Genomic DNA, 13,040 nt, shown 5'->3' with positions numbered 1-13,040 from the left:
CTGCTTGACCCTCTCCCGCCTGCGGGAGAGGGGTTGGGGTTAGGGCAGCTCTACGCAGTTCATGCCTCAAACCACCCGCACAACGCGCGAGCCCATAAGCACCGCGCAGGACTCCAACGCATGACCATCAACGCCATCCTCACCGACATCGAGGGCACCACCTCCAGCATCTCCTTCGTCAAGGAAGTGCTGTTCCCCTACGCCCGCAACGCCCTGCCCGGCTTCGTCCAGGCCCACGGCCAAGAGCCGCAGGTGCGCCAATGGCTAGACGCCGTGGCCACCGAAATCGCCGCCAGCGCCTGCGAGGACGAGGTCATCGTTGAAACCCTGCAGGGCTGGATCGACCAGGACCGCAAGCACACCGCGCTCAAGGCGTTGCAGGGCATGATCTGGGACAGCGGCTACCGCAATGGTGATTACACCGCGCATATGTACCCGGAAGTCGCCGATGTGCTGCGCAGCTGGCACGCCCGTGGCCTGCCGCTGTACGTGTACTCGTCCGGCTCGGTGCCGGCGCAGAAGCTGTTCTTTGGTTTCAGCGACGCGGGCGATCTCAACAGCCTGTTTTCCGGCAACTTCGACACTGAAGTCGGCGGCAAGCGCGAAGCGGCAAGCTATGCGCATATCGCCAAATCCATCAACATCGCACCCGGCGAGATCCTGTTCCTGTCCGACATCGTCGAAGAACTGGATGCCGCCCGCGACGCCGGCCTGCAGACCGTATTGCTGGACCGTCTCAACGACTACCCGCAGCCGCGCACCGGCGAAGCCACACACGGCCATACCCGGGTCGAGCGCTTCGATCAGATCACGCTCTGATCGACTCACCCGCGCATACAAAGACGGCCCCTGATGGGGCCGTCTTGCTGTGCACGCCGCGCCATGCGCTGGCGGCTGAACCACTTACGGATTTCACGCCAATCGCACACCGGCATCACCACCGGTAAAGGGACACCAACGCAGGATCAGCCAGCTGTCACACAGCCTTGATGGCTGCCGATCATCCCGCAATGGAGAACGTTCCCGCATGAGCATCACTGCAGAAATCGGCCAGGCCTTGGCCGCCGAATTCGCCATTCCGGATGTCCGCACACTGACCGCCATCGTCTCGCGCCTGAGCACCGCCATCATTTTGGGCGGGCTGCTCGGCCTGGAACGGGAACGCAAGGGACGCGCGGCAGGACTGAAAACCCACATCCTGGTCTCGGTGGGATCCGCGCTGTTCGTGCTTGCCCCCCTGCAGATGGGAATCTCCGGTGCCGACGTCACCCGCGTGATGCAGGGCATCGTCTCCGGCATCGGTTTTCTTGGCGCCGGCGCCATCCTCAAACTGGACGCCGAGGAGCGCATCCAGGGCCTGACCACCGCGGCCGGCATCTGGGCGACGGCCGCGATCGGCATGGCCGCCGGCATGGGCTTGGAAATGGTCGCCTTCATCACCACGCTGGCCGCGCTTGCAGTGGTCAGCACGCTGCCGAAGCTGATGCCGGAAAAGCGCAAAAACGTCGAAGCCAACGAAGCCGATCTGGACACCTGATCGGCCTGCATTACCCACCGACATCAGCGCTCCAACCCTTGTAGGAGCGGCGTAAGCCGCGAAGCATGTACATCATCAGATAGAAGAAGGTGACAGCGTTGAGCAATACCAGCTTCGCGGCTTACGCCGCTCCTACAACGCCGGGCTGCGCAGCACCAGCACATCGATGCTCGAAGGCACACCTAGCCGCGCGGTGAAGCCGTCCCATTGGCCCACACCACTGCTGACGAACAAGGCCATCCCGCGCACGCGGTATTCGCCACGTACATAGCCGTGGTTGAAAGGCGCCACCACCCAACGATCAAATCCCAGCATGTGCCCGCCATGGGTATGACCGGATATCTGCAGGTCGATCGCGCCGGTTGCCGCAGCCGCGCGTGCCTGTTTGGGTTGGTGGGCCAGCAGCACATGCACGTCGCCACCCCGACCGCCGTCAACGACTGCCTGCATGTCCGGCGCCAGGCCACCGTGCATATACGATGTCGGCTTGAGCGCCGCCAGGTCACCTATGCCCGAGACCACCAGCTTGCGCCCATTGATGGTCAACAGCGCGCTCTGGTTCTCCAGCACGCCCAGGCCCATCTGGCGAAAATGCGCCATCCACGCACTGTAGTCGTAGTAGTACTCATGGTTGCCCGGCGCCAACCAGACACCGTAAGGCGCCTTCAGCTGTGCCAGCGGCTCGGCGAAACGGCCGCTGTCCTCCAGGCCACCGTCGGCCATGTCGCCGGGCAGCACGATCATGTCGGGCTTGGCCGCCAGGGTTGCATCGACAATGCGCTGGGTACGCCAGGCGCGCTTGACCGGGCTGATATGCAGGTCGGCCAGCACCGCTACCCGCAGCCCGTCCATTTCCTTGGGCAGGTGCGGAACGACAAGGTCGCGCTCGTGCACCTGCGGCGGCTTGAGTCCGTTGTAGATGCCCAGCGTGGCGAGCAGCACGATCACCGTCGCCGCGCCATGGTTGAAGCCGGCACCGTGCCAAAGCGTCGCCAAACGCGCGCTGCGCGGCAGCAGGCGTGACAACAGCCAGCCGGCCTCGCGCAGCAGCAGGAAGGCCAGCAGCAAAACGAACATCACCAGCACCCAACCGAATACCAGCTGGATCCACGCTTCGACCGAGTAGCTGAAGACATCCAGCCGCCACAGCGTGGCAAAGCCCAACCCCACCAGCGCCAGGCCAACGCTGATACCGGTCCGCCAACGACGCTGGCGCTTGGACAAGGGAGTGACTGGCCACCACAACCAGATGGCCAGCAACGGCAGGATCAGCGAGACGAATAGAGTCATGGGCGACAGCAGCGGCGGGCGCGCGGAACAGCCGCAGGCACGCCACCAAAGGGTTTGAACGAAGACCGGCTACTTTGCCATGGCGCGATGGCAGATCGCGTAGTCATTGCCGGAACAGTACGTAACTGCCGCGCTCGCCGGAAATTCACCTGTAGAGCCGAGCCATGCTCGGCTGAGGCTTTCCAGGCAATACCATTCTTGAAGCCATCTGCACCGCGAAGCCCGCAATCGTTCTGATTGCGAGCCTTTCTGCAGTTTCATTATTGCCAGCTTCGCGGCTGACGCCGCTCCCACAAGCAGGCCCCTTGTAGAGCCGAGCCATGCTCGGCTGGGGCTTGCCAAGCAATGCTGGGTCGGTTGGGGCTTTCCCGGCAATGCTGGGAACGCCCCTTGCCGAGCATGGCTCGGCACTACGCTCCTGCTCCCTCCCTTTGGCTAGCGGCCAAGGGGGGGTTTGGGAGGGGTTAGCCTTTTGCGGTAATTCCTCTGCCGAGCATGGCTCGGCACTACGCTCCTGCTCCCTCCCTTTGGCCAGCGGCCAAGGGGAGGGTTGGGGAGGGGTTAGCCTTTTGCGGTAATGCCTCTGCCGAGCATAGCTCGGCACTACCGGTAACCGGCGTTGCCGATTATTTGGCCTTTTCGGCGATCCAGGCGTTGAGCTTCTCGTCCAGCACGTCCAGCGGCACCGAACCATCCTTCAGCACTTCGGCGTGGAACTCGCGGATGTCGAACTTGGCACCCAGCTTGTCCTGCGCGCGCTTGCGCAGCTCCTGGATCTTCAGCTCGCCGGTCTTGTAGGCCAGTGCCTGGCCCGGCCAGGCGATGTAACGCTCGGCTTCGGCAATGGCATCGGGCTCGCTCACCGAGGAGTTGGCGAACATGTAATCCAGCACCTGCTGGCGGGTCCAGCTCTTGGAATGCAGGCCGGTATCCACCACCAGCCGCACCGCGCGCCACAGCTCACCCTGCAGGCGGCCGAAGTAGCTGTACGGGTCGGTGTAGACGCCCAGGTCCTTGCCCAGGCTTTCGGCATACAGGCCCCAGCCTTCAATGAAGGCGGTCTCGCCACCGAAGCGGCGGAACGCCGGCACGCCGCTCAACTCCTGCTGCAGCGCCAGCTGGAAGTGGTGGCCCGGAATGGCTTCGTGCAGGAACAGGTCTTCAGCGTCCCAGGTCTTGCGCGTCGGCAGGTCATAGGTGTTCACGTAGAAGATGCCCGGGCGGCTGCCATCTTCGCTGGGCTGCATGTATTCGCCGCCGGCGGCCGACTTGGCGCGGAACGCCTCGATCGGACGGATCTCGAAGCCCGCCTTCGGGGTCAGCGAGAACAGCTTGGGCACATTGGCGTTGATCTTGGCTTCCAGGCCGCGGTAATGCTCCAGCAGCTCCGGTTCGGACTTGAACTCGAACTGCTTGTCGTTCTGCATGAACTTGAAGAAGTCCTGCAGCGAACCCTTGAAGCCCACCTCGGCCATCACCTTCTGGATTTCGCCGTGGATGCGCTCCACTTCCTTCAGGCCGATCTCGTGGATCTGCTCCGGCGTCTGTGCGGTGGTGGTGCTCTGCTTGGCGTTGAAGGCGTACCACGCCTTGCCGTCCGGCAGCGAATCCAGGCCTACCGTGTCACGCGTGGCCGGCAGATACTCGTTGGCGATGAAATCACGCTGCTGCTTGATGGCAGGCATCAGCTTGTCGTTGATCACGCTGCGGAACGCCTCGGTCAGGCGGTCCTTGTCGGCCTGTGAGAAATCGGCTGGCAGCAGCTTGATCGGACCCCAGAACTGGCTGTCCTCGGCCTTGGCGGTAATGATCTCGTCGAACTGCGGCACCACCTTTTCCATCAGCACACGCGGCTGCACCACGCCGGCCTTCATGCCTTCGCGCATGTTGGCGTTTTCGGTTTCCAGCAGCACCGGGATGCGCGCGGCACGTGCCAGCCAGTTGTCGTAATCCTTGACCGTCTTGAACGGCTGCGCCACCTGGCCCGAACCCAGCATCACCGCATAGCTGACGGTGGAGCCCATCTGGTTGACCGGCATCATCCAGGTCGGGAACTTCTCCCCTTCCAGTGACTGCTTCTGCTCTTCGACGAAGATGCGGTAGCTGAGCAGGTCCTGCCCCGCCAGGCCGGCATCGCCGATCTTCTCGGCCTTGCCCAGCCATTCCTGGGTGAAGTCATGGCTCTGCTTGCGGAATTCGGCCGAGCCGAAATCCGGCAGCTGGTCGTTGTAGCGGTTGTCACCCTGGAAGGTCGCCTGCAACGGGTTCAGCTTGAGCACGCCTTCCCAGTAGTCGGCGTACAGCTGGTTCAGCTGCGCGGCCTTGTCGGCCTGCGGCGCCTGGGCGCTGCTGTCGCCTGCTGCCGGCTGCGAGGAGGGTGAACAGGCGGCCAGCACGGTGGCCAGGGAAAACGAAACGGCTAGCGCCAACGGTCGGACGGTCATCAGGGGTTTCCAGCAAGGGGAACAAGGCCGCCAGCGTCAGCGCAACAGCCCCTTGCCGTAAGGGCCAAAGGTCATTGCCGGGCCACCAACATCGCGGCCTGGCCCGCAAACCGTCATAATCCGTCCCCTGCTGCGGTCGCCACCGGCGTCCGCCTCCCCTGTATTCACGCTCTCCCGGGGCACCTCTCCCGGCGTGAGCCTTTGCCGTTGCTGTATTTATGACTACTTCGCGTCGCCCGCTGGGCTTCTGGTCCGCTACTGCCCTGGTCGTGGGCAGCATGATCGGCTCGGGCACCTTCCTGTTGCCCGCCACCCTCGCCCCCTATGGCGCTGCCACCCTGATCGGCTGGGGCATCACCCTGGTCGGCGCACTGCTGCTGGCCATCACCTTTGCCCAGTTGGCCAAACGTTGGCCGCAGACCGGCGGCCCCTATGTGTTCGCCCGCAATGCGTTTGGCGAACTGCCGGGGTTCCTGGTCGCCTGGAGCTACTGGATCTCGATGTGGTGTGCCATCGCCGCCATCGCGGTGGCCTTTGCCGGCAGCATCGGTGCCATCTTCCCGCAACTCACCGCCACCCCGGTGCGTGCCGCCGCCTGTGGCCTGATCGCGCTGTGGGCCTGTGCCGGCGTCAACCTGGTCGGCATGCGCGAGGCCGGCCGCCTGCAGCTGCTGACCACCGTATTGAAAGTGGTGCCGCTGCTGATGTTCGGCCTGGTCGCGCTGTGGCTGGTGGATACCAGCCATTACGTGCCCTTCAACCCTTCCGGCGAATCCCTGGGCAGTGTGGCCGGCGCCACCGTGGCGCTGACCCTGTGGGCGATGATCGGGCTGGAAGCGGCGACCGTCCCGGCCGACTCGGTTGATGATGCGCCGCGCACGATCGCCCGCGCCACGGTCACCGGCACGCTGATCGCCGGCATCGCCACCGTGCTGGCCTGTACCACCGTGCTCGGCCTGCTGCCGGCTGATGTGCTGGCCAGGTCCGGCGCGCCGATGGCCGATGCCGCCGCCGCGCTGTGGGGCCCGACCGCCGGCATGCTGCTGGCGGTGGTGATGGCCATTTCCTGCGTTGGCGCCCTCAACGGCTGGACCCTGCTGTCGGCGCAGCTGCCGATGGCGGCCGCCCGCGACGGCGTGCTGCCACGGGCTTTTGCCTATGAAAACAAGCGCGGCACGCCGGTATTCGGGGTGATCGTGAGTTGCCTGCTGGCCACCGTACTGGTGATCTGCAACTACAACCGCTCGCTGGTGGACCTGTTCAAATTCTCGGTGCTGCTGTCCACTGCGGCCACCCTGCTGCCCTACCTCGCTGGCGCTGCCGCCTGGTTGTGGCGCGGCAGCGGCATCCCCTCGCGGCTTGCCGCCGCAGGTGCCTTGGCCTTCAGCCTGTATGCCATCGGTGGCATCGGCGCCGAAGCGCTGCTGTGGGGTGTGGCCCTGATCCTGGCCGGCCTGCCGATCTACTTCTGGCTACGCCGGCGCTGAGCCGCAAGCCCACGGCAGATCCGCTCAGCCGATCACCGCCAACTCGCGGCCATTGCACAGCACGCTGCCCCTGCCATCCGCGGGGGCAATGCGTATGCCGCCGCTGAACAGTGAGAACGCCGGCAGTACCGTCATCGACGGGCGCCGCCAGAACACGGGATGGGCGCCCATGCCGGGAAGCTTCACCACCGGATGCAGATGGCCGCAGATCACATGCGCCGCTGTATCCGGCCCTGCTGCCGGGGCATGGCGGAAGACAAATGGGCCATCCCGATGGCCTTCCGACGCCAGCGTTACCTGGGCCTGCACGGCATCGAAGTGGCGATCGTGATTGCCTGGCACCACCGTGATGGCAATCGCGGCGTGGTCCGCACGGAACTGCTGCCATTGCGCGTCGCTGCGTGCAGCGTGCGGGCCATGAAGGAAATCGCCCAACACCCATAGGGAATGGGCGCCGGTGCCGGCCAACAACGCCGTCAGCCGCTGCAGATCCGCCGCGGTGCCACCGCCGGGCACAGGGATGCCGCCTCTGCGCATGATGCTGCCCTTGCCCAGATGCAGGTCGGCAATCACCAGCCGGCGCTGGGCAGGCCAGTACAACGCGCGGTCGGCCAGCAGGATGACGGGTTCGCCAGCGATCTCCAGCTCCAGTTGCTCAACCATAGCGCTGCTCCAACCGCTGCGCCGCGCGCTGCACGCGCACGCTCCATTGTTCGCTGCTGAGGCTGCCGCGCTTGGCTTCGGCCCAGAGCGGGAAGGACAGCGGGGTCAGCGTGCGTGGCCGCTTCAAGTCGATGCGGGCATCGGCGCACCGCTGCAGTTCCCGCTGCAACGAGGGCAGGTCCAGACGCAGCTCCAGCACCTCGCGCTCGGCCTGCTGCAGCAGCATGTGTTGCGGATCGTACCGCCTGAGCACGTCATGCAGCAGCCCACTGGAGGCCTGCAGCTGACGCAGGCTGCGCGCCGCCCGGCCAGGCAGCGATGGCGGCAGCAGGCCCGCTACCCGAGCGATGTCGCGGAACTGACGCCGTGCCAATTCGGCAAGATTCACGCTGGCCGCCAGGTCAGGCAACAGTGACTGGGGTGACAGCAGGGTGCGCAATGTCGCCACATCCAGCTCCACCTCGGCAGCGGCGGTCAAGGCCAAGCCGTAATCGTTGACCGCGAAGGCGAACGTATTGGGCAACAGGCGGCTCCAGCGCAGCGCGATCAAGGCCGCCAACCCCTCATGCACCGCGCGCCCTGCGAACGGATACAGGAACAGGTGCCAACCCTCGCGGGTCTTGAGCACTTCGGCCAACAGGCCACCGGCGGCGGGCAACGCGGACAACCGGGCCTGCAGGGCCAACAACGGTGCCAACGCGCGCAGCTCCGGCGTCCGCGGCGGGTCAGCCAGAACGGCGGCGACATGTGCTGCCAGTTCGCTGGACATGGGCATGCGCCCGCCCTGCCAGCGCGGCACGATGCCGCTGCCCTGCTTGGCCGGCCGCACGTAGGCGGTCATGTCCTGCAGGCGCAGCAGCCGCAGGGTTCTGCCCGCAAACTGGAAGTTGTCGCCCGGGCGCAGCCGCGACAGGAAGCTTTCTTCCACACTGCCCAGGCTGCCGCCACGCGCCATCCGTACCAGCATGGCGCCATCACTGGTGATGGTGCCGATGGACAGACGGTGGCGGAACGCAACGCGACGCTCACTGACCACATACCGACCGTCAGCATCACGGCTCACCCGGCAGAAATCCGGATATTGCTGCAGGGCGGTGCCGCCGCGTTCGATGAACTGCAAGACCTGTGTCCACTGCTCCGCATTCAACGCGGCGAAGGCATGTGTGGAACGCACTTCGGCGAACAGTTGACCGGCATCGAAACCACCGCCCAACGCCAAGGTAACGCAGTGCTGGGACAGCACATCCAGTGACAGCGTCAGCGGGCGCCGCGCCTCCACGTGACCACTGCGCAGGGCAAGCCGGGCCGCCGCATATTCGGCCAGTTCAAACGCATGCGTGGGCACGCACAGGATGTGCCCGGCTTCACCGGGGCGGTGGCGGGCGCGGCCGGCACGCTGCAGCAGGCGCGCCATGCCCTTGGGGCTGCCCAGCTGGATCACCTGGTCCACGGTCGGGAAATCCACCCCGAGATCCAGGCTGGACGTTGCCACCACACAGCGGATGGCGCCATCACGCAGCCCCTGCTCCACCTCGGCACGCAATGCCGGGTCGAGCGAGCCGTGATGCAGTGCCAGGCTTTGCGGCGCGTCCATCCATACCGATTGCAGTGCCTTGTACCAAAGCTCGGCCTGCGCGCGGGTGTTGGTGAACAGCAAGGTGCTGCGCGCCTGCTGCAGATGCTCAATCACCGCCTGCATCTGTGACAGACCCAGATGCCCGGCCCACGGAAAACGCTCCCCTGCCTTTGGCAATGCCGTCTGCAGCACCAGCCGTCGCGGCGAGGCGGCGCGCACCAGGGCTGCATCGGGTATCTGTGGAAGCAGCACCTGCCGCGCCTGCTCAAGGTTGCCCAGCGTTGCCGACAACCCCCACAGACGCAGTTGCGGCACCCAGCCGCGTATCCTGGCCAGGCACAGCTGCAACAGCACACCACGCTTGTTGTCCAGCAACTCATGCCATTCGTCGACCACGATCGCCTGCAGGCCGGCAAACTGCGCCTGCGTCTGCGGATAGCTCAGCAGCAAGGCCAGCGATTCAGGAGTAATCACCAGCACTTCGGCGCGCCCCTGTCGGGCCAGGCGCTTGTCGCGCGCACTGGCATCACCGGTGCGCATGGCAACGGTCCAGGGCAGCCCGAGCGCGGCAATCGGCTCACGCAACGCACGCGCCGTGTCAGTGGCCAGCGCCCGCAAAGGGGTAACCCACAGGATCCGTACCTGTGCCGTGGCCGCAGCGCGCCGTCCACCCGCAGCCACCGCCAGCGGCAACGTCGCCGCGGCCTCCAGCAATGGGCCGCCGATCATGGCCAGGGTCTTGCCACTGCCGGTTGGCGTGACCAGCAAACCGGACTCGCCGTTGCGGTAGCGGCGCCACGCCTCGCGCTGAAACGCAGCCGGCTTCCAGCCGCGACTGGCAAACCATTGCAGCCAACGGGCATCGGCCTGCGCGCGCGCAGCCCTTGCACCGCCTGCGCTGCTCATTTTGCAACCTTGCGCAGGGTTTCCAGCACATCCGCCTGGCCGGCCAGCTTGTCCTGCCGCCAGCGCAGGATGCGCGGGAAACGCACCGCCACGCCGGATTTGTGGCGGGCAGAACGATTCACCGCCTCGAAACCAAGCTCGAACACCTGCAAGGGCTGCACCGCCCGCACAGGCCCGAAGCGTTCGGTGGTGTGACCACGTATCCAGCGGTCCAGCGCGAGAATCTGCTTGTCATCAAGACCGGAATACGCCTTGGCCACCGGCACCAGCTTGTCCTGGTCCCACAGGCCGAAGGTGTAGTCCGTGTACAAGGTGCTGCGCCGGCCGTGCCCGCTCTGTGCGTACAGCAGCACCGCATCGATGGTCAGTGGATCCACTTTCCACTTCCACCAGTCGCCACGTTTGCGCCCATGCCGATACGGTGAGTCAAGGCGCTTGAGCATGAAGCCCTCCACGCCGCGTTCGCGCGACTGCACGCGCAGGCCCGCTGCTTCCGCCCAATCCGCCACCCTTACCTGCGGCGAGAGCTGCAACAACGGCGAGCCATGTTCGTCCAGCAACTGCTGCAGGGCGGCGCGGCGTTGCTGCAGACTGTGTTGGCGCAGGTCCTGTCCATCCAGTTCCAGCAGATCGTAGGCCACCACGCGGGCCGGCGTCTGCGCCAGAATCTTCGGCCCAGGCTTGCGCCGCTGGATGCGGGTCTGCAGTGCGGTGAAAGGCATCGGCGTGGTCTGGCCGTCGGCCCAGGCCAGCAGCTCACCGTCGATCACCGCATCATGCGGCAGCCGCGCAAGGTCTGCTTCTATCTCGGGAAAACGCCCATCCATGCGCTCCTCGCCGCGTGACCACAACACGATGTCGTTGCCGCGCCGGATCAGCTGTACGCGGATGCCGTCCCACTTCCATTCCAGCAACCAGTCGGCGATGCCACCCAGACTGTCCGGTGGTACTTCCAACGATGAGGCGAGGAAAAACGGATAGGGCAAGGCGGCATCGCCGGCCTGTCCCTGCGCGGCCAGCAGGCTGTTGAAACAGACAGCCGTGGGCGCCTTGAAACCGAGCATACGCTGCGCCAGCAGGGACACATCCAAGCCGGACAACTGGGCCAATGCCTGTTGCACCAGACCCTGTGACACGCCCACCCGCAACGCACCGGTCAACACCTTGTTGAACACGAAGCGTTCATTCATCGGCAATTGGCGCCACGCATCGACGATCACATCCCGCCGAACGTCAGGCGCGGCGTTGGCCACCGGCAACAAGCGTTGTTCGATCCACTCCGCCAAACCCGTATCAGCGCCGGCCACGGCCGGTTCGTCCAGCAGCAAGGCAAGCGTCTCGGCCAGGTCACCTACCTGGTCATAGCTTGCTTCCACCAACCAATCCGGCAGGCCGCTCTCCTGCGCCACCCATTCGCGCAGCTCGCGGCTGTTGGCGATCCGCGCCTTGGCACCGCCCACCTTGCCACCCACCAGCAGCCACAGCGCCCATGCGGCATCCTCTGCGGTTGCGTTTTTGAAGTAGTCCACCAGCGCCGCGCGTTTTTCCAACAGCGACGTGCTGCGATCCAAACGCTGGTACAACGCGGCAAAGCCCTGCATCAGTCTTCCTCGCCGCGCGTCAACGCAAACGTGGTGCTGTGGATGCCCTGCTCGTTGAGCATGCGGACCAGCGCATCGGTGTTGCCATGGGTGGCGATCACCCGCCGTGCGCGCGACTGGCGTACCGTTTCCAGCAAGGCCGGCCAATCGGCATGGTCGGACAGGATGAAGCCGCGGTCGTAGTTGCCACGACGGCGGTTGCCGCGCAACTGCATCCAGCCTGATGCAAAGCCCTGCTGCGCATGCCGGAAACGGCGCAGCCAGCGGCTGCCGGCGGCCGAAGGCGGCGCAATCACCAGCTGCCCGGCGAAATCGACATCCGCTGCCGCGTCGGCGACGCGATGCGTCTCCACCATCTGCACGCCGGCATCGCGGTAGACCTGCACGCCCGCGTCAACCGCGCCATGCAGCCATACCGGTGAGGTTTTGCCCAGCGCCAGCAGTTCCGCCAACACGCGTTGTGCCTTGCCCAGCGCGTAGCAGTACAGAATTGCGGTTTCCCCCTGTGCTGCACATTCGTCACGCCATGCAGCGATGTCGGCCACCACCTGCGCCGCGTCCGGCCAGCGGTAGATGGGCAGGCCAAACGTGCACTCGGTGATGAAGACATCACAGGGAACCGGCTCGAAGGGCGTGCAGGTCGGGTCTGCCTGGCGCTTGTAGTCACCCGACGCCACCCACACCTGACCATCCACCTCGATCCGCACCTGTGACGAGCCCAGTACGTGGCCGGCCGGATGCAATGACACCGTTGCAGCTCCCAGCCGGAACGGCACGCCGTAGGGATGCGGCACGTAGTTCTGCTCGCCCAGCCGCCAGCGCAGGATGGGCAGTCCGGCGTTGGCAAGGTGATAGCAACCCATGCCGGTCCGCGCGTGGTCGGCATGACCATGGGTGATGACGGCCTGCGCCACCGGCTGTCCAGGGTCGATGTAGAAGTCACCGGCCGGGCAGTACATTCCTTCGGGTCGAAGTTCGACCAGATCAGCGTCCATTACGTACTTGCCTTCCAGAACACTTGTGACCAACCCTGCCACGTACAACGTGTAGGAACTGTCGGGCCACGTGAATCCGCCATCAACACTATGAAGACAATTGCTGTGAAGCGGCTCCACACAGCGCGCGGATGCAGCGTTTGCTGGAAGTGCAGCGCGGGCTCGGTCGAATCGACATGTTTAGGCGCGATTTAGCAACGAAGCAATGTGTGCATCTCAACCGACGACGATCACACCGCCATCCGTCTGTTGCTTCATCGCCGTTCGGCAGAGGAAAGATCATGATGGCCTGTGCGAGAGACCCCAGCCGCGAGCCGGAAGCGTTAGTAGACCCTATTACTTGCCACCGGATGGACCGGGAGCTTCGCGGCTTACGCCACTCCCACAAGGGCAAGGGCAGGCTGATGATGCCGACGCGGAACAGGGCCGCTGTTGTGGGAGCGGCGTAAGCCGCGAAGCCGAAACCAATGGATGAAGGCGCGGCCTGCACCCTGATAGAAGAAGCGCTTGCCAGCGCACACGCCCCCACAGGCCCCACCGG

At 65.2% G+C, this 13,040-nt stretch carries 9 protein-coding genes; 3 read left to right on the top strand and 6 right to left on the bottom strand.

Going from position 1 to position 13,040, the window contains the following annotated elements:
- Window positions 1-120: 120 nt before the first annotated feature.
- Both mtnC and BCV67_RS18320 read left to right on the top strand, forming a co-directional pair.
- On the top strand, window positions 121-819 hold the full coding sequence (gene mtnC, locus BCV67_RS18325; RefSeq protein WP_062167719.1) for an acireductone synthase: 699 nt from the start codon (window positions 121-123) through the stop codon (window positions 817-819).
- Window positions 820-1,027: 208 nt separating this feature from the next.
- A complete protein-coding gene (locus BCV67_RS18320; protein WP_062167720.1) occupies window positions 1,028-1,537 on the top strand; it encodes an MgtC/SapB family protein in 510 nt (169 codons plus the stop codon).
- Window positions 1,538-1,669: 132 nt separating this feature from the next.
- Here BCV67_RS18320 and BCV67_RS18315 read toward each other — a convergent pair whose 3' ends face one another.
- Window positions 1,670-2,827 (bottom strand): metallophosphoesterase, encoded by a 1,158-nt coding sequence (locus BCV67_RS18315; RefSeq protein ID WP_062167721.1) that lies wholly within the window; start codon window positions 2,825-2,827, stop codon window positions 1,670-1,672.
- A 626-nt stretch (window positions 2,828-3,453) separates the two neighbouring features.
- The gene (locus BCV67_RS18310; protein ID WP_062167722.1) at window positions 3,454-5,271 is read right to left on the bottom strand and encodes a DUF885 domain-containing protein; all 1,818 of its coding nucleotides are present in this window, start codon (window positions 5,269-5,271) and stop codon (window positions 3,454-3,456) included.
- Window positions 5,272-5,489: 218 nt separating this feature from the next.
- Here BCV67_RS18310 and BCV67_RS18305 point away from each other — a divergent pair, with 218 nt between their 5' ends.
- On the top strand, window positions 5,490-6,758 hold the full coding sequence (locus BCV67_RS18305; protein WP_062167723.1) for an amino acid permease: 1,269 nt from the start codon (window positions 5,490-5,492) through the stop codon (window positions 6,756-6,758).
- Window positions 6,759-6,782: 24 nt separating this feature from the next.
- Here the strand turns inward: BCV67_RS18305 and pdeM are convergent, their stop codons facing one another.
- From pdeM to BCV67_RS18285, 4 genes are read right to left on the bottom strand one after another with little or no spacing between them, the layout of a single operon-like run.
- On the bottom strand, window positions 6,783-7,421 hold the full coding sequence (pdeM, locus tag BCV67_RS18300; protein WP_062167725.1) for a ligase-associated DNA damage response endonuclease PdeM: 639 nt from the start codon (window positions 7,419-7,421) through the stop codon (window positions 6,783-6,785).
- Window positions 7,414-9,903, bottom strand: coding sequence for a ligase-associated DNA damage response DEXH box helicase (locus tag BCV67_RS18295; RefSeq protein WP_062167726.1), 2,490 nt, complete (start codon window positions 9,901-9,903; stop codon window positions 7,414-7,416). The genes pdeM and BCV67_RS18295 overlap by 8 nt, the downstream gene beginning before the upstream one ends.
- Window positions 9,900-11,504, bottom strand: coding sequence for an ATP-dependent DNA ligase (locus BCV67_RS18290; RefSeq protein WP_062167727.1), 1,605 nt, complete (start codon window positions 11,502-11,504; stop codon window positions 9,900-9,902). Before BCV67_RS18290 ends, BCV67_RS18295 begins: the two co-directional genes overlap by 4 nt.
- Window positions 11,504-12,499: a ligase-associated DNA damage response exonuclease gene (locus tag BCV67_RS18285; RefSeq protein ID WP_062171570.1), complete on the bottom strand. Its 996-nt coding sequence runs from the start codon at window positions 12,497-12,499 to the stop codon at window positions 11,504-11,506. Before BCV67_RS18285 ends, BCV67_RS18290 begins: the two co-directional genes overlap by 1 nt.
- Window positions 12,500-13,040: the final 541 nt, after the last annotated feature.

Source organism: Stenotrophomonas nitritireducens, from assembly GCF_001700965.1.
GTDB classification, from domain to species: domain Bacteria; phylum Pseudomonadota; class Gammaproteobacteria; order Xanthomonadales; family Xanthomonadaceae; genus Stenotrophomonas; species Stenotrophomonas nitritireducens_A.
Note: the sequence above shows the minus strand (reverse complement) of the source record. Positions and strands in the feature narration are given on the sequence as shown.

What these genes read in the sequence shown, in the direction of transcription:
- mtnC (WP_062167719.1), top strand. Translation starts at nt 121, where the DNA reads ATGACCATCAACGCCATCCTCACCGACATCGAGGGCACCACCTCCAGC.
- pdeM (WP_062167725.1), bottom strand. Translation starts at nt 7,421, where the DNA reads ATGGTTGAGCAACTGGAGCTGGAGATCGCTGGCGAACCCGTCATCCTG.
- BCV67_RS18315 (WP_062167721.1), bottom strand. Translation starts at nt 2,827, where the DNA reads ATGACTCTATTCGTCTCGCTGATCCTGCCGTTGCTGGCCATCTGGTTG.
- BCV67_RS18310 (WP_062167722.1), bottom strand. Translation starts at nt 5,271, where the DNA reads ATGACCGTCCGACCGTTGGCGCTAGCCGTTTCGTTTTCCCTGGCCACC.
- BCV67_RS18285 (WP_062171570.1), bottom strand. Translation starts at nt 12,499, where the DNA reads ATGGACGCTGATCTGGTCGAACTTCGACCCGAAGGAATGTACTGCCCG.
- BCV67_RS18290 (WP_062167727.1), bottom strand. Translation starts at nt 11,504, where the DNA reads ATGCAGGGCTTTGCCGCGTTGTACCAGCGTTTGGATCGCAGCACGTCG.
- BCV67_RS18295 (WP_062167726.1), bottom strand. Translation starts at nt 9,903, where the DNA reads ATGAGCAGCGCAGGCGGTGCAAGGGCTGCGCGCGCGCAGGCCGATGCC.
- BCV67_RS18305 (WP_062167723.1), top strand. Translation starts at nt 5,490, where the DNA reads ATGACTACTTCGCGTCGCCCGCTGGGCTTCTGGTCCGCTACTGCCCTG.
- BCV67_RS18320 (WP_062167720.1), top strand. Translation starts at nt 1,028, where the DNA reads ATGAGCATCACTGCAGAAATCGGCCAGGCCTTGGCCGCCGAATTCGCC.